The following is a 15,754-nucleotide window of genomic DNA, read 5'->3' as shown; positions in this document are numbered from 1 at the left end:
ACAAAGTTATGCGTTTTTCACAGCGCGTCCATCAAATTCCCTCAAAATCCCCGTGTGCGCTGCTTTGCGCAAAAACTGCCTTGCACGCGCGCACGCTTCCCTCTAATTGGGCGCACCAGACCCCCGCGGAGAGGTGCCGGAGTGGTCGAACGGGGCGGTCTCGAAAACCGTTGTGGGTGCAAGCCCACCCAGGGTTCGAATCCCTGTCTCTCCGCCACTATCCACCGCAATTCCCTCAGCACGAATGGCCCAAACGGCACATACGGTGCCCTTGCCTTTGCGCACCAAAACGGGTCGCATGCCCGCAAGCCACCCAAAGGAGCCCTTGGCATGACAACCGCCGCAGAGATCGCGTTTGGAAGCCTGTTTCTGGTCATATGCGCCATCGTTCACGTCGGTATCGTCACGGGTGCCATTCCTGTGATTATCCGGGTCGCCTCGGCGCTTGACGGCGCGCGCACGGCGGTCAGTGTCCTGATGCTGCTCAGCTTCGGCGTCATCGTGATCCTATTCGCGCACACGATTCAGGTCTGGTCATGGGCGTTTGCCTTTCTGTTCGTCGACGCCTTCGACGGGTTTGCAGAGGCGTTCTATTTCGCGATGGCGACCTACACGACCGTCGGCTATGGCGACATCGTCCTTGATCCCGGCACCCGCATCTTTGCCACATTCGCGGCCGTGACCGGGTTTCTGACCTTCGGCATCAGCACGGCATTCCTGATGACAGCGATCAGCGCCCTATTCCCGAAAATCCACGGCCCCGACCACTGAAGCGCGCGCCATATCCGCGACCTTTTGACGGAACGAATGGAAACCCGGCGCGCTGTGGCTAGTTGGGCCGTCATGCAAAACGACGCGCCATCCCCTTTCAGACGCCTTTGGAGCCTCGCCATAGGCACATTGCGCCCACCCCCTGGACGCAGGCGTATCGCCGTGGCATGGGCATACGGGATCGTGTGCCACACGATTTTCGCCGCCGCCGTCATCGCCATGATCGTCGCGATGTTCTTCGGCATGAGCGTCAGCCTCGGCACCCTTCCTGCGCCTTGGTCCTATATCGCCAACGCGCTGCTTCTCCTACAATTCCCGCTGGTGCACTCGCTGCTTCTCACCCAGCGCGGCGGGCGCAAGCTGGCACATATTGCGCCGAAACCCCATGGCGGCACGCTGGCCACCACCAGCTATGCCATCATCGCCTCGATCCAGCTTCTGGCGCTCTTTGCCCTCTGGACGCCCACGGGTACGATCTGGTGGCGGGCCGACGGCGCTGCCTTCACCGCTCTATGCGCCGGCTACGCCGCAAGCTGGGCCCTGCTGATCAAGGCCAGCTATGACGCAGGGGCCGAGGTGCAGTCGGGCGCGCTGGGCTGGATGTCTCTGGCACAGAACAAGACACCGGAATTCCCTGACATGCCCACGGGCGGGCTGTTCCGCCTGATCCGCCAACCCATCTACGTCTCCTTCGCACTGACCACATGGACCGTCCCGGTCTGGACACCCGATCAACTGGCCGTCGCCCTGACACTGACGGCCTATTGCCTGCTCGCCCCGATCCTCAAGGAACGCCGCTTTGCCGCCCGCTACGGCGACCGCTTTGCCGCCTACAAGGCGCGCGTGCCCTACGCCCTTCCCCTCCCATGGACCCGATCCGATGACACAGTCAAAACGCAACAACCTTCAGATCTATGACGACGTCGCGGGCCATTGGTGGTCCGATGATGTCAAATGGGTGCGCACGCTGAAAAACATGGTGCCCGGACGGCTTGGCTGGTTTGACCGCCATTTCGACTGGTCCGGCAAGGACGTGCTGGACCTGGGTTGCGCGGGTGGCTTCATGGCAGAGGCCATCGCAGATCGCGGCGCGCAGGTCACCGGGATCGACCCAGCAGCGCAAGCGGTCGAGGCCGCGCGCATCCATGCCAAGGCGCTGGGCAAGACCATCCGTTATGATGTCGGCGTGGGCGAGGATTTGCCCTATCCCGATGCCAGCTTCGATGCGGTGGTTTGCGTCGATGTGCTAGAACATGTGGCCGATCTTGCGCAGGTGCTGTCTGAAGTGGCCCGCGTCCTGCGCCCCGGCGGCATGTTTCTCTTTGACACGATCAACCGCAATCCGCTGGCAAAGCTGGCGACCATCACAATCGCCGAAGATATCATTGGCCTGTTGCCCAAGGGCACGCACGACCCGGACATGTTCATCAAACCGGCGGAGTTGACGGCGGCGCTGCGGCAGGCCGGATTCGACATCGGACCGCAGACCGGCTTGGGCCCGCGGGGCATCAACCGGCAGTTCGACTTCACCTTTGGCCCGCTGCCCAGCAAGGCGATCATCTACATGGGCATCGCCACCCTCCCGCACGGCCCGGCCACATGAAGGATCCGGTCAACCGCTACCTCACACTCACACGCGAGGTTCTGCCGCAGATGGCGGCAGATCAGGGACGGACGTGGCCCGTGCGCAACGACCACTGCTTTCAACGCATCGTGCTGGACAACATCTGTGGCGGGGTCTGGTACGACCATATCGACCGCCCGGCCTACAAGCACCTGACCCCGGCCAAGGCCCAAGCCGCCGTGGCTCTTTGCAACGACATCATCTCAGGCCGCGCCGATCTGCACGCGCTGAACCGCCAGTCGCTCGCATGGCGCGGCAAGCTGCGGGACAGGGCCTGAGCGATGCCCAAACGCACCTCACCGAAAGACGCCCGGCGCGTTGAAGTGGCCGATGATCTCGACGAAATCGTCACCGACAAGCGCGAAGGCTGGCGTGCCACGGCGGCCAAGGCACGGCGCAGGCAACGCCGTTATGCAAAACAGCTGACCCACGAGCTGACGTGCATGGCGCGGGATGACGAAGACGACACCTAGTCGGCGATAAAATCCACGTGGATGTGGTTGCCATCCGGGTCCCAGATGTTGAAGGCCACAAGGTTCATCGCCTCGATCGGCGGAACGACACACCGCGCTCTTGCAACCTGCGTTGGAACGCCTCCGCATCCCCCTGCCCGCGAAAGGCAAAATGCTCCAGCTTCAACGCCGCTTCCGACCCAACCGCGTCTTCCGCCTCAACCGCGACCAGATGCACGGCCGCCACATCACCGGCATAAAGCCACGCACCGTCCATCGCGAAATTGGGCCGATCCCCGGCCCTGAGGCCAAGGACCTCATCATACCACTGGCTCATTTCGGCCAGCCGGGTTGTCCGCAGATTTACATGGTCCAGTCGGGCAATGGTCATGGGTGTCTCCTCTTCCAGCCCGCACCCTAACGCGCCCTTTTTACCGCGTCATCCGGTAGACCGTGCCATTGCCCACCGAAATGAACAGGATGCTGCCGTCGGGGGCCTCGACAATGTCGCGCACGCGCAGCGTCTCGTCCCCTTCGATCTGTTCGACCTCGCGCACCGTGTCGCCGTCCATCTCCAGCCGCGAGATATAGCTGAACTTGAGCGAGCCCACGAACATGTCCCCGCGCCATTCCGGGAACATGTCGCCCTGGTAGATCATCAGGCCCGACGGCGCCATGGACGGATCCCAGTAAAAGGCAGGCTGCTCCATCCCCTCCTGCGCGGTGCCTTCCCCGATGCTGCGCCCGGAGTAATGCACGCCATAGGAAATCACCGGCCAACCAAAGTTCGCCCCGCGCTGCACCTTGTTCACCTCATCCCCGCCGCGCGCACCATGTTCGGCGGTCCACAACTGACCGCTCGCATCAAGGCCCGCGCCCTGCGGGTTGCGATGGCCATAGGACCAGATGTGCGGCTGCACACCCTCCTGCCCCAGAAACGGGTTGTCGGCGGGCACGTTGCCATCGCGGGTCACCCGGATCACCGCCCCGTTGTGGTTGCTGCGGTCCTGCGCCGAAGGACGATCACCCCGGTCGCCCGTCGTCACAAAAAGCGTGCCATCCGGGGCCTCAATCACCCGGCTGCCATAGTGGCGGCCGGTACGCCCAACCGGCGCGCTTTCAAAAAGGTCCCGCAGGTTCTCAAGCTGCGTGCCGTCCGCGCTCAGCTCCGCTGCGGCCAGCGCAGTGCCCGATCCCCCCCGCTGCGGCTTGGAATAGGTCAGAAACAGCGTGCGGGTGGTGTCAAAATCGCGGGCCAGGGTGATGTCCAACAGACCGCCCTGCCCCTCCGCCACAACGTCTGGCACACCAGACACCTCCCGGTTTTCTCCGCCCCTGGAAAGCACAAGCGCCCCATCCCGCTCGGTCACCAGAAACGACCCATCGGGCAGCTCGGCCACACCCCACGGCGCATCTAGGCCGGTCACAACAGGGGTCACGGTCACGGCCCCCTGTTCGGTGTCCAGCGCAAGCGCTGTCGCAGGCAAAAGGGCAAGGCTCAGGGCGGCGAAACGGTACATCGGGCATCCTCCTTGATGGGTTGCACGATACGTAGGCACGACAACGGCCTATGCCACCCACATTCTCGTGGGTCCAGGCCCGCAGGTGCGGGCAGACTATTCGTCTTTTCTTTTTCGAAAGCCGCGCATAGGCTCCGCTGCAGGACAGCAGATCCACAGGGAGTAAATACATGAAAAAACTGCTTACGGCTACGGCTGCAACGGCGCTGATGGCGGGAACGGCCTTTGCGGACGACGTCAAGATCGGCGTCATTCTGGGCTTCACCGGCCCCATTGAATCGCTGACACCGTCCATGGCGGATGGCGCGGAACTGGCGATGAAGGAAGTGACCGACAGTGGCCTGCTTCTGGACGGCGCCTCTGTGTCGTCGGTGCGCGCGGATTCTACTTGCGTAGACGCCGGTGCAGCCACAGCCGCAGCCGAGCGTCTGGTGACGTCCGATCAGGTGAACGCGATCATGGGCGCCGACTGCTCCGGTGTGACCGGCGCGATCCTGAACAACGTGGCCGTGGCCAATGGCGTCGTGATGATCTCGCCCTCGGCCACCTCGCCCGGCCTGTCGCACAACGACAACGAAGACAACGGCCTGTTCTTCCGCACAGCCCCCTCTGACGCACGCCAGGGCGTCGTGATGACCGAAGTGCTGATGGAAGAAGGGATCAAGGAAGTCGCGGTCACCTACACCAACAACGACTACGGCAAGGGTCTCGCCGACAGCTTCCAGGCGGCATTCGAGGCCGCAGGGGGCACAGTGACGATCAGCGCAGCACACGAAGACGGCAAGGCGGACTACTCCGCCGAGGTTGGTGCACTTGCGGCTGCAGGCGGTGAGCGTCTGGTGGTTGCCGGTTACGTGGACCAGGGCGGCTCCGGCATCGTACGCGCGGCCCTCGATTCCGGCGCATTCGACACGTTTCACTTCCCCGACGGCATGATCGGCGCACAACTGGCCGAAAACTTCGGGGACGAGATCGAAGGCTCCACCGGTCAGCACCCCGGCACGGACAGCGAAGGCGCTGCGATGTTTGCCGAAATGGTCGGCGACGCATTCGACGCCACATCGCCCTTCACACCCGAAAGCTACGACGCCGCAGCCCTGATCATGCTGGCGATGGAAGCCGCAGGCTCCAAAGACAGCAATGTCTTCAAAGAGCATGTGATGGACGTGGCCAACGCGCCCGGCGAACAGATCTTCCCCGGTGAGCTAGCCAAGGCGCTGCAAATCCTCAAGGACGGTGGCGACATCGACTATGTGGGCGCAACGGCTGTCGAACTGATCGGCGGCGGTGAATCTGCGGGCAACTACCGCCAGATCGTCATCGAAGGCGGTGAAATCACCACGGCCAAGTTCCGCTAAACGCCATTTGACTTGACCAGACAGCCCGTGGCGCAATCCTCGGGCTGTTTCAATTTGCCAAGACTGTCCCAAGACAGCACGGGGAAGCACATGATCGTCGTTGACGACATCCACAAGCATTTCGGGGGCTTTCACGCCGTGGACGGCGCGTCGCTGTCCATCGAACCGGGCTCCATCACCGGCCTCATCGGCCCGAACGGCGCTGGAAAAACCACCCTTTTCAACGTGATCGCGGGCGTTCTTCAACCAACCTCCGGTCGCGTGACCATGGATGGCGAGGACATCACCGGCCTGCCGCCGCACACCCTCTTCCACAAGGGGCTCCTGCGCACCTTCCAGATCGCGCATGAGTTTTCGTCCATGTCCTGCCGCGAGAACCTGATGATGGTGCCCGGCGACCAAACGGGCGAGACGCTGTGGAACACGTGGTTCGGACGCAAACGCATCGCAGACGAGGAACGCGCGCTGGCCGCGAAAGCCGACGAGGTGCTCGAATTCCTGACCATCGAACACCTGTCCGACCACAAGGCGGGCCAGGTGTCGGGCGGTCAGAAGAAACTGCTGGAACTGGGCCGCACCATGATGGTCGACGCCAAGATCGTGTTTCTGGACGAGGTCGGCGCAGGCGTGAACCGCACGCTTCTCAACACCATCGGCGACGCTATCCTGCGGCTGAACAAGGAACGCAACTACACCTTTGTCGTGATCGAACACGACATGGATTTCATCGGCAAGATCTGCGACCCCGTCATCTGCATGGCCGAGGGCAAGGTGCTGGCCGAGGGCACGCTGGACGAGATAAAGGCGAACGAACAGGTGATCGAGGCGTATCTGGGCACCGGCCTCAAGAACAAGGACAAGGTGGGCGCATGACGGCACATGTCCGTGGGGGCCAGCCCCCACACCCCCGGGATTTTTCTAAAACAGGGAAGATGAAACGCACGGCAAGTTTGGCAAGCGCTGCGGTTCTTGGGATAGCCTTGGCGACCCCGCTAGCGGCAGACACCTGTGATCCGATCATGCCCAACGTCACCTACTGCTCAGAGATCGAGCAATGGCAAAGCTGGTCCGCCACATACGCCTTTCCCGATCTCATTGGCGGATACCGCTTCCGCATCGACGGAAACCTCGTGGTCTCGAACGTGGTCGTGATGCCCTATGACCGCGAGATCAAAAGCCCCGACGACGCCATGCGCATGATGCTGCGACAATTCATGGACATCGGCGGCGCCGGGGCAGCGTCGATCGAGGAGGTGCGCGTCGGCCCCTCGACCCTTGCAGGCCAAACTGCCGAACGCGCCTATTTCGAGGGGCTGAACGGCAATGGCGGCACCTTTGCCATCTATGTGGTCGAGGTCGTCCAGAGGCCTGAGGCCCTGATGATGGTCTTTACCGAATTGCAGGGGCGCCGGGCCAAGGAAAACATGACCTTTGGCGAGCTTGAGGCGGTGCACGAAACATCACTGGCTAACCTGGAATTCAACTGACATGAGCGATCCCTTCCTGATCGGCGACACGATGACGGGCGGCTATGGCGCCGGGCCCGACATCCTGCACGATTGCACTGTGGCCGTCGAGCCGGGCGAGATTGCAGTGATCGTTGGCCCCAATGGTGCGGGCAAATCCACCGCGATGAAGGCTGTGTTCGGCATGCTCGACGTACGCCAAGGATCGGTGCGGCTGGATGGCGAGGATATCACCGCCCTCACCCCGCAGGACCGTGTCGGCAAGGGCATGGGGTTTGTGCCACAGACGTCGAACATCTTCACCTCCATGACGGTCGAGGAAAACCTCGAAATGGGTGCGTTCATCCGGCGCGACGATTTCTCGGACACGATGGCGCAGGTCTATGACCTGTTCCCGATCCTCAAGGAAAAGCGGCGCCAGCCTGCGGGCGAGCTATCAGGCGGTCAGCGCCAACAGGTCGCCGTGGGCCGCGCGCTGATGACCCAGCCCAAGGTGCTGATGCTGGACGAGCCCACCGCCGGGGTCAGCCCCATCGTCATGGACGAGCTCTTTGACCGTATCATCGAGGTCGCCCGCACCGGCATCCCGATCCTGATGGTCGAACAGAACGCCCGCCAAGCGCTTGAGATTGCAGACAAAGGTTATGTGCTGGTGCAAGGCCGGAATGCGTATACGGGAACGGGCAAGGAATTGCTGGCCGATCCTGAAGTGCGCAAAAGCTTTTTGGGGGGATGAGGATGGGTTTGCATAAAGCAATACCGCTTCTGCCGCTTTCGCTCTTTACAGCCCCGGCGTTTGCTGAGGGAACTTGCATATTGCAGCGGATCTGTTCCGACGACCAGCCCTGTGAGGCTGGTGAAATGACGCTGGCTTGGAGGACAGATAGTGCCAGCAAAATATGGGTGAACGGTGAAGAACTGGAAGCCTCTTGGATCAAAGCTGGCGAAGCCAAGGACGAAGTCCGATTAACCGACACAACTTGGACCATCGTAAACACCAATGACGTGATCTGGGCGTCCGATGGCAATCTCACCGTGGGCATTGCACGCAAAGACCAAAGCTCGACCGTCACTGCCACCCTGATGCCGGTCAGAACGCGTCGTTACGTTGATTACGCCGAAACGATAGATCAGCGTCGAGTGTTCTCCGGCGCGTGCGAAGGACTATTCTAATGGATCTCCTCAACGCCTTCATCACCCTGTCGAACTTCGTCCTGATCCCCGCCATCGCCTACGGCTCCCAACTTGCTCTCGGCGCACTCGGGGTCACGCTCATCTACGGCATCCTCAGGTTCTCCAACTTCGCACACGGCGACACGATGGCGTTTGGCACCATGGCGACCATCCTCATCACCTGGGCCTTCCAAGGGCTGGGCATCTCCGCCGGTCCCCTGCCCACGGCGCTGCTCGCCCTGCCCTTCGGCATCGGCGTCTGCGCCCTGCTCGTCCTCGCCACCGACCGCGGCGTCTATCGCTTCTACCGCGGGCAAAAGGCCAAACCGATCATCTTCGTCATGGTCTCGCTTGGCGTCATGTTCATCATGAACGGCCTCGTCCGCTTCATCATCGGCCCCGATGACCAACGCTTCTCCGACGGAGAACGCTTCATCATCTCGGTCCGCCAGTTCAAAGCGCTCACCGGCCTCGACGAAGGGTTGGCGATCAAGACGACCCAAGGGATAACGGTCGTCACCGCCATCATCGTGGTCGCACTCCTGTTCTACTTCCTGAACCGCACGCGCACGGGCAAGTCCATGCGGGCCTACTCGGACAACGAAGACCTCGCGCTCCTGTCGGGCATCAACCCCGAACGGGTGGTCATGGTCACATGGCTGATCGTCGCGGCGCTCGCAACGGTCGCAGGGGTCCTCTACGGCCTCGACAAATCTTTCAAACCCTTCGTCTATTTCCAGCTTCTGCTGCCCATCTTCGCCTCCGCCATCGTGGGCGGCCTCGGCAACCCGCTGGGGGCCATTGCGGGCGGCTTCACCATCGCCTTCTCCGAAGTGATGATCACCTACGCCTGGAAGAAGGTCGCAGGCTACGCCCTGCCCGACAGCCTCGCGCCCGATGGCCTCGCCCAGCTTCTGTCGACCGACTACAAATTCGCCGTCAGCTTCGTGATCCTGCTGATCGTGCTTCTGTTCAAGCCCACCGGCCTCTTTGCGGGGAAAGCGGTATGACCGACACCACACGCAACCTCTTCTATTTCGGCTGCATCGCCGCGCTGCTGATCGGCACCGGGATCATGACGTCCTGGAACCTCGCCATCACGATCCTGAACTTCGGGCTCATCTCGGCCATCATGGCGCTGGGGGTGAACCTGCAATGGGGGTTTGCGGGCCTGTTCAACGTCGGCATCATGGGCTTCGTGGCGCTCGGCGGCCTCGCCACCGTCCTTGTCGCCATGCCCCCGGTGGGTGAAGCCTGGGCCGCAGGCGGCCTGCGCGTCATCACCGCCCTTGTCCTGGGTGCTGCCACCATCGTCGGCGCAATCCTCGCCTACAACGCCCTGCCCAAAGGGCGCATGCGCACCCTCGGCCTGCTCGCCATCCTCATCGTCGGCTTCTTCATCTACCGCGCCGTCTTTGACGGCGGTGTCCAAGCGGTCGAGGCGATAAACCCGGCCACGACAGGCTATCTCGGCGGCCTCGGCCTGCCGGTGCTGCTGGCCTGGCCCGTGGGCGGCCTGCTCGCCGCAGGGGCCGCGTGGATCATCGGCAAAACGGCCCTCGGCCTGCGCTCCGACTACCTCGCTATCGCCACGCTCGGCATCGCGGAAATCATCATCGCCATCCTCAAAAACGAGGACTGGCTCGCCCGCGGCGTCAAAAACGTGGTCGGCCTGCCGCGCCCCGCGCCCTACGAGATTGACCTGCAAAACAGTGACACCTTCGTGGAACGCGCCACCAGCCTCGGCATCGACCCGGTCACCGCCTCCACCCTCTGGGTCAAGGCGATCTACGCGGGCCTCTTCACCGTGGTCCTCCTGATCCTCTTCATCCTCGCCCAACGCGCCCTGCACTCGCCCTGGGGCCGCATGATGCGCGCCATCCGCGACAACGAGGTGGCCGCCGAAGCCATGGGCAAGGACGTCACAGCCCGCCACCTCCAAATCTTCGTCCTCGGCTCCGCCATCTGCGGCATCGCAGGGGCGATGATGACTACGCTCGACGGCCAGCTCACGCCCGGCACCTACCAGCCCCTGCGCTTCACCTTCCTTGTCTGGGTCATGGTCATCGTGGGTGGGTCGGGCAACAATCTCGGCGCGGTACTCGGTGGGTTCCTGATCTGGTGGCTCTGGGTCATGGTAGAGCCCATTGGCCTATGGCTGATGCAGGTCGTCACCTCCGGCATGGCCGACGGCTTCTGGCTGCGCGAACACCTGCTCGACAGTGCGGCCCACATGCGACTTTTGACCATGGGGATTGTCCTGCTTCTGGTGCTACGTTTCAGCCCCCGAGGGTTGATACCGGAGAAATAGGATGACACGCAGCAGCGCCCGCACGCGATGGAGCATTGCGGGCCTTGTGTTGCTCTTCATCCTCGTGCTGGGCTTCACCTGGCATTCCCTGCAACGGGGCACACTTGGGCTGTCGGGCGACACATCCGTGATCGAGCGGCTGACCGGGCCGCAGCCCAGCCTCATGGCGCTTTTCGCGCATATGGTGACGGGTGCGTTTGTCACGGTCCTGTCGGTCGTCCAACTCGCCGGACCCATCCGCCGCCGCTGGCCGCGCGCTCATCGCGTCTCAGGTCGGGTGCTGGCCGTGACCGCCCTGATCACCGGCATCGGCGGGTTGGTCTACATCGCGCTCAGCGGCACGGTCGGCGGTATACCGATGTCCATCGCCTTCGCCCTCTACGGCGTGCTGATGATCATCGCCGCGATTCAGACACCACGCCTTGCCATGGCAGGCGATTACGAACGCCATCGCCGCTGGGGTCTGCGCCTGATCGTGCTAGGCTTGGGTTCGTGGCTCTACCGGCTGCATTACGGTCTTTGGTACGGAACCACCTGCAGCCTCAGCGACACCCTGTGCGGCCTGGCGGCAGAGCCGGATTTCTCCGGCCTCTTCGACCAGATCAATCTCTTCGCTTTTTACCTGCCCTACCTTCTGGTGTTGGAATGGTGGCTGCGCCGCGAACGGCAGGGGGACGCAGACCGCACGCCCTACGCCCGCCCGTAGGGTGCGCATTCACTGCGCACCGCACGCCCAACCCTAACCAATCGTAAACGCGCGCCGCCAAACCTTAACGCGGCCCAAATCTGAACAGCAGGTTTACGCAAGCCAGCATGCCAAAACGCGCAGTTTCTGCCCCAAAATGTGCAGTTCGCCCAAAACCCCGAAAAAACCGCGCATCTTAAGCGGCCCAAAACACGCAGTTTCACCGCCAAAACATGTAGTTTCCAAAGCAGACGCTCCGGCCACCCCACCGAACGGTGCGTTAACGGATGGTCTAGCGTCCCTTGAACAACCCGCCCAAAATCCCGCGCACCATCCGACGGCCCGTCGTCCCGGTCAGCTCCTTGACCACCATCTTGGTCATCGCCTCACCAAAGCTCGCGCCGCGCCGTGTTGACCGCGACGATGACCGGGTCACTCGCGCGCCGGAATACCGCCGCCCGGCATTGAACTCGCGCAGGACCGGCTCCATTTCCTCGGCCTTTTCTTCGGCTTCCGCCGCCTCTGCCGCGGCCTTGTCTGCCCGCTCTTTCAGGATTTCAAAGGCTGATTTACGGTCCAAAGGCTGATCATATTTCCCAGCCATATCAGAGGCTTGCAGATGCGCCTTGCGCTCTGCCTTGGTGATCGGGCCAAGTTGCGACGACGGCGGCCGGATCAATGTCCGCTCCACAATCCCCGGCACGCCCTTCTTTTGCAGCATCGATGTCACCGCCTCACCCACGCCGACCTCGCGAATGGCCTCTTCGGTCTCAAAGCGCGGATTTTCACGATAGGTCTCCGCCGCCAACCGCAATTCCTTACGGTCCTTGGCGGTGAAGGCGCGCAGCGCATGCTGGAACCGATTGCCCAATTGTCCCAGAATACCCTCGGGCACGTCAGCCGGATTTTGCGTTATAAAATAAACACCTACGCCCTTCGACCGGATCAACCGCGCCACCTGCTCGACCTTGTCGACCAGCGCCTTGGGCGCGTCCTCGAACAGCAAATGCGCCTCGTCAAAGAAGAAGACCAGCTTCGGCTTGTCCGGATCGCCCACCTCGGGCAGTTCTTCAAAGAGCTCGCTCAGCAGCCACAACAGGAACGTGGCATAAAGCTTCGGCGCGCCCATCAGCTTGTCAGAGGCGAGGATGTTGACCATCCCCTTGCCCGCCGCATCCGTTCGCATCAGGTCGGAAAGCTCCAGCGCAGGCTCTCCAAAAAGCTGGCTAGCCCCTTGATTTTCCAGCACAAGCAGCCGCCGCTGGATCGCCCCGATCGACTGGGCCGACACGTTGCCATAGCGCAGCGAAAGCTCCTTGGCGTTCTCCCCGACCCAGACCAGCAAAGCTTGCAAGTCCTTGAGATCCAGCAGCGGCATGCCCTCTTCGTCTGCCAGACGGAAGGCAATGTTCAGGATGCCCTCCTGCGCCTCGGTCAGTTCCAGCAACTGTGCCAGCAGCAGCGGCCCCATCTCGGACACCGTGGTGCGCACAGGATGGCCCTGTTCCCCAAACATGTCCCAAAAGGTCACCGGACAGGCATGGTAGGTATAGTCGGAAAACCCAATCTTTTCCGCACGTTCCATAAAGGGACCATGCAATTTGTGCTCGGCCGTGCCCGACTTCGCCAGCCCCGACAGGTCCCCCTTAACGTCCGACAGAAACACCGGAACGCCCGCGTTTGAAAATCCTTCGGCCAGGATTTGCAGCGTCACCGTCTTGCCCGTCCCGGTCGCGCCTGCCACCAAGCCGTGTCGGTTAGCGTACTTCAGTGTCAGGCCCTGTCTGTCGGCATAGTCAACCCCGCCGCCCCCGATGAAAATATGATCGTTCATGCCGTTAACCTTTTGTCCATGGGGGCCTTCGGGGGGACCATACAAAGTTAACCATTGGGTGCCATAGTGTTTTTGTTCCCGTCGAGAGTCCTCCCGGCGCGGAACACTTCCTCCCTGTCAGACTGGGCCGCGCTTCGTGCGCGGCCTTTTTTTGGTTAAATGAACGATCCGGTTTAGCCACTGATTTCACAATGTTTTCTTTTTTACATATTCCCTGTTGACCACTGCCAAGCGCTTTCGTACCTTCCCCGCCATAAGTCGGCCAGTCCGACGGGGAGAGAAAAACGACATGTGGAAAAGGGGGCTTTGGGGCTCCCTTTTTTGCTGTTTGCCGCTGGTCACGAAAACTTTGCGCTTTGGCCCTGACACTGGTTTCAGTCCGTGCTAGCACTTCGCAAAACGAAACAAGAGCGGAACCGATATGCGCACGTCACTGATTGCCCTTTCCATGGCCTGCCTGATGCCAATTAGCGTCATGGCTCAAGATGCGGATACAACACCCGAAGAACCGACCGATGCGCCCAACGTTGGCAGCACCATTGAGGACCAGTTGAGCCTTGGCGAAGACGCTTCGGCCCCGCAGGTCGGCCAGACCTATACCGCCGAAACCATTGGCGATTGGGAACTGCGCTGCATCAAGGCGGAAGAGGGTCAGGAAGAGCCCTGCCAGATGTATCAGCTCATGAAAGATGACGAGGGCACACCGGTTGCCGAAATCTCGATCTTCCGTCTGCCTGAAGGTGGGCGCGCGGTGGCAGGTGCCACAATCATCGTGCCGCTCGAAACCTCCCTGCCGCAGCAGTTGACGATGGAAGTCGATGGTGGTCAGGCGCGGCGCTACCCCTATGCCTTCTGCAACCCGATCGGGTGCTATTCGCGCGTGGGTCTCGTGGCCGATGAGGTTGCGCAATTTCGGCGCGGGGCCAACGCCAAGTTGACCATCGTTCCGGCCCTCGCGCCTGATCAGCAGGTTGAGCTGAACATGTCGCTCAGCGGCTTTACTGCCGCCTTCGACAAGACGTCGGTTGCACAGTTCTAAGGCGATCAACCGGCCCAAAGGAAAGCCGCCCTCGGGCGGCTTTTTTACATCTTACGCAATGCCAGCACGGCGTTCATGCCGCCGAAGGCAAAGGCGTTCGACAGGGCAACACTGACCTGCGCGTCGCGCGCGTCGTTCGGCACAACGTCCAGGGCGCATTCGGGATCCGGCTCTTCATACCCGATGGTCGGCGCGACGATGCCATCGCGCAGCGCCATGATGCAGGCCAGCAGTTCGACTGCCCCCGTTCCACCAATCAAGTGACCGTGCATCGACTTTGTCGACGAGATCATCAGCTTGTCCGCGTGGGGGCCGAAGACGTCAGCGACCGCAGCGCATTCCGTCTTGTCATTGGCCGCAGTGCCGGTGCCATGGGCGTTGATGTAGCCAACCTCGTCCGCGTTCACTCCGGCATCGGCCAGCGCGCCGGCCATGGCCCGCGCGGCACCGTTCTTGGAGGGCATCACGATATCGGCCGCATCCGAGGACATGGCAAAGCCCGCGACCTCGCACAGAATGTCAGCGCCCCTGGCGCGCGCGTGCTCGTATTCCTCGAACACGAAAACCCCCGCACCTTCGCCCTGCACCATACCGTTGCGGTTGGCGGAAAACGGGCGGCAGGCATCCTTCGACATCACGCGCAAGCCTTCCCATGCCTTGACCCCGCCAAAGCACAGCATCGATTCCGACCCGCCCGTGATCATCACCGGGGCCATGCCGCTGCGCACCATCTGGAAGGCTTGCGCCATGGCATGGTTGGACGACGCGCAAGCCGTCGCCACGGTAAACGACGGCCCCTTCAGGTTCCATTCCATCGACACATGGCTGGCCGCCGCGTTGTTCATCAGCTTGGGTACGACAAAGGGGTGAACCCGGTTCTTGCCCTCTTCGTAGACAAGTCGGTAGTTCTGATCCCAAGTGCTGACGCCACCTGCCGCCGTGCCAAGGATCACACCCGACTTCGCGGCTTGCTCACCGGCAAAGCTCAGGCCCGATTGTTCAATGGCTTCCTTGGCCGCAGCCAACGTAAACTGCGTGAACCGGTCATAAAGGCTCATCTGCTGACGGTTGTAGCGCCCTTCGGCCTCGAACCCGTGCACCTGGCCGCCGATCTTGATGGCCAGCCGGTCCACGTCCCGAAAGTCCAACTCGCCAATGCCGCAGCGCCCTTCGCGCATGGCTTCAAGGGTTTCGGGCACATCATGGCCCAGGGCATTGACGGTGCCCGCCCCGGTAATGACAACGCGGTGCATCAGGTTTTCTGTTCTGAGATCAGCCGCTCGATGCCGGAAATGATCGACTGCACGTTGGAGATGTCAAAATCGCTCTCCTTCGGCGCATTCGCATTGAACGGCACCTGAATGTCGAACTCTTCCTCGATGGCAAAGATGCTTTCGACAAGCCCGAGGCTGTCGATCCCCAGATCCTCAAGCGTGTTGGTCAGCCCCACATCCGACGGCTCCAACACCGCCTGTTCCGCAACAATCTCGATGACCTTGTCCTTGATGCTCACGACGGCTG

Annotated in this window: 19 protein-coding genes and 1 tRNA gene; 15 read left to right on the top strand and 5 right to left on the bottom strand. The window is 62.0% G+C overall.

Annotated features, from left to right (window positions below; all coding sequences use genetic code 11):
* Positions 1 to 127 precede the first annotated feature (127 nt).
* The 6 genes from RA29_RS13980 to RA29_RS13955 all read left to right on the top strand — a co-directional run bounded on the left by RA29_RS13980 (position 128) and on the right by RA29_RS13955 (position 2,868).
* Positions 128 to 217: transfer RNA gene (locus RA29_RS13980), tRNA-Ser, on the top strand.
* 113 nt (positions 218 to 330) lie between these two features.
* Positions 331 to 771 (top strand): ion channel, encoded by a 441-nt coding sequence (locus RA29_RS22455; protein WP_039687805.1) that lies wholly within the window; start codon positions 331 to 333, stop codon positions 769 to 771.
* A gap of 72 nt (positions 772 to 843) precedes the next feature.
* A complete protein-coding gene (locus RA29_RS13970; RefSeq protein ID WP_039687804.1) occupies positions 844 to 1,689 on the top strand; it encodes a hypothetical protein in 846 nt (281 codons plus the stop codon).
* On the top strand, positions 1,652 to 2,374 hold the full coding sequence (ubiG, locus tag RA29_RS13965; protein WP_039686901.1) for a bifunctional 2-polyprenyl-6-hydroxyphenol methylase/3-demethylubiquinol 3-O-methyltransferase UbiG: 723 nt from the start codon (positions 1,652 to 1,654) through the stop codon (positions 2,372 to 2,374). The genes RA29_RS13970 and ubiG overlap by 38 nt, the downstream gene beginning before the upstream one ends.
* Positions 2,371 to 2,673: a hypothetical protein gene (locus RA29_RS13960; RefSeq protein ID WP_039686899.1), complete on the top strand. Its 303-nt coding sequence runs from the start codon at positions 2,371 to 2,373 to the stop codon at positions 2,671 to 2,673. Before ubiG ends, RA29_RS13960 begins: the two co-directional genes overlap by 4 nt.
* Before the next feature lie 3 nt (positions 2,674 to 2,676).
* Positions 2,677 to 2,868, top strand: a complete 192-nt coding sequence (locus RA29_RS13955; RefSeq protein ID WP_039686897.1) for a hypothetical protein — start codon at positions 2,677 to 2,679, stop codon at positions 2,866 to 2,868.
* Between the two features lie 64 nt (positions 2,869 to 2,932).
* On the opposite strand, the gene RA29_RS13950 is transcribed toward RA29_RS13955, so the two are convergent.
* The gene (locus tag RA29_RS13950) at positions 2,933 to 3,238 is read right to left on the bottom strand and encodes a VOC family protein (RefSeq protein ID WP_241462612.1); all 306 of its coding nucleotides are present in this window, start codon (positions 3,236 to 3,238) and stop codon (positions 2,933 to 2,935) included.
* 40 nt (positions 3,239 to 3,278) lie between these two features.
* Positions 3,279 to 4,367: a PQQ-dependent sugar dehydrogenase gene (locus tag RA29_RS13945; protein ID WP_039686895.1), complete on the bottom strand. Its 1,089-nt coding sequence runs from the start codon at positions 4,365 to 4,367 to the stop codon at positions 3,279 to 3,281.
* Between the two features lie 170 nt (positions 4,368 to 4,537).
* On the opposite strand from RA29_RS13945, the gene RA29_RS13940 reads away from it, so the two are divergent.
* The 8 genes from RA29_RS13940 to RA29_RS13905 all read left to right on the top strand — a co-directional run bounded on the left by RA29_RS13940 (position 4,538) and on the right by RA29_RS13905 (position 11,381).
* Positions 4,538 to 5,725: an ABC transporter substrate-binding protein gene (locus RA29_RS13940; RefSeq protein ID WP_039686893.1), complete on the top strand. Its 1,188-nt coding sequence runs from the start codon at positions 4,538 to 4,540 to the stop codon at positions 5,723 to 5,725.
* A 90-nt stretch (positions 5,726 to 5,815) separates the two neighbouring features.
* A complete protein-coding gene (locus tag RA29_RS13935; RefSeq protein WP_039686891.1) occupies positions 5,816 to 6,598 on the top strand; it encodes an ABC transporter ATP-binding protein in 783 nt (260 codons plus the stop codon).
* Between the two features lie 59 nt (positions 6,599 to 6,657).
* A complete protein-coding gene (locus tag RA29_RS13930) occupies positions 6,658 to 7,212 on the top strand; it encodes a hypothetical protein (RefSeq protein WP_039686889.1) in 555 nt (184 codons plus the stop codon).
* 1 nt (position 7,213) lies between these two features.
* Positions 7,214 to 7,927, top strand: a complete 714-nt coding sequence (locus RA29_RS13925) for an ABC transporter ATP-binding protein (RefSeq protein WP_039686888.1) — start codon at positions 7,214 to 7,216, stop codon at positions 7,925 to 7,927.
* A 2-nt stretch (positions 7,928 to 7,929) separates the two neighbouring features.
* Positions 7,930 to 8,364, top strand: a complete 435-nt coding sequence (locus RA29_RS13920; RefSeq protein WP_039686886.1) for a hypothetical protein — start codon at positions 7,930 to 7,932, stop codon at positions 8,362 to 8,364.
* Positions 8,364 to 9,374 carry a branched-chain amino acid ABC transporter permease gene (locus RA29_RS13915; RefSeq protein WP_039686884.1) on the top strand — a complete coding sequence of 337 codons (1,011 nt, stop codon included), beginning with the start codon at positions 8,364 to 8,366 and terminating at the stop codon, positions 9,372 to 9,374. The genes RA29_RS13920 and RA29_RS13915 overlap by 1 nt, the downstream gene beginning before the upstream one ends.
* On the top strand, positions 9,371 to 10,675 hold the full coding sequence (locus tag RA29_RS13910) for a branched-chain amino acid ABC transporter permease (RefSeq protein WP_039686882.1): 1,305 nt from the start codon (positions 9,371 to 9,373) through the stop codon (positions 10,673 to 10,675). The genes RA29_RS13915 and RA29_RS13910 overlap by 4 nt, the downstream gene beginning before the upstream one ends.
* A gap of 1 nt (position 10,676) precedes the next feature.
* Positions 10,677 to 11,381: a DUF2306 domain-containing protein gene (locus tag RA29_RS13905; protein WP_052249660.1), complete on the top strand. Its 705-nt coding sequence runs from the start codon at positions 10,677 to 10,679 to the stop codon at positions 11,379 to 11,381.
* A 271-nt stretch (positions 11,382 to 11,652) separates the two neighbouring features.
* Here the strand turns inward: RA29_RS13905 and RA29_RS13900 are convergent, their stop codons facing one another.
* Complete coding sequence (locus RA29_RS13900; RefSeq protein ID WP_039686880.1) at positions 11,653 to 13,194, bottom strand: helicase HerA-like domain-containing protein; 1,542 nt, start codon at positions 13,192 to 13,194, stop codon at positions 11,653 to 11,655.
* 421 nt (positions 13,195 to 13,615) lie between these two features.
* On the opposite strand from RA29_RS13900, the gene RA29_RS13895 reads away from it, so the two are divergent.
* The gene (locus RA29_RS13895) at positions 13,616 to 14,233 is read left to right on the top strand and encodes an invasion associated locus B family protein (RefSeq protein ID WP_039686878.1); all 618 of its coding nucleotides are present in this window, start codon (positions 13,616 to 13,618) and stop codon (positions 14,231 to 14,233) included.
* Positions 14,234 to 14,277: 44 nt separating this feature from the next.
* Here the strand turns inward: RA29_RS13895 and RA29_RS13890 are convergent, their stop codons facing one another.
* Positions 14,278 to 15,486 (bottom strand): beta-ketoacyl-[acyl-carrier-protein] synthase family protein, encoded by a 1,209-nt coding sequence (locus RA29_RS13890; protein WP_039686877.1) that lies wholly within the window; start codon positions 15,484 to 15,486, stop codon positions 14,278 to 14,280.
* On the bottom strand, positions 15,486 to 15,746 hold the full coding sequence (locus RA29_RS13885) for a phosphopantetheine-binding protein (RefSeq protein WP_039686875.1): 261 nt from the start codon (positions 15,744 to 15,746) through the stop codon (positions 15,486 to 15,488). Before RA29_RS13885 ends, RA29_RS13890 begins: the two co-directional genes overlap by 1 nt.
* Positions 15,747 to 15,754 lie beyond the last annotated feature (8 nt).

The sequence above is a fragment of the Tateyamaria sp. ANG-S1 genome, assembly GCF_000814025.1.
Taxonomy (GTDB): Bacteria; Pseudomonadota; Alphaproteobacteria; order Rhodobacterales; family Rhodobacteraceae; genus Tateyamaria.
Note: the sequence above shows the minus strand (reverse complement) of the source record. Positions and strands in the feature narration are given on the sequence as shown.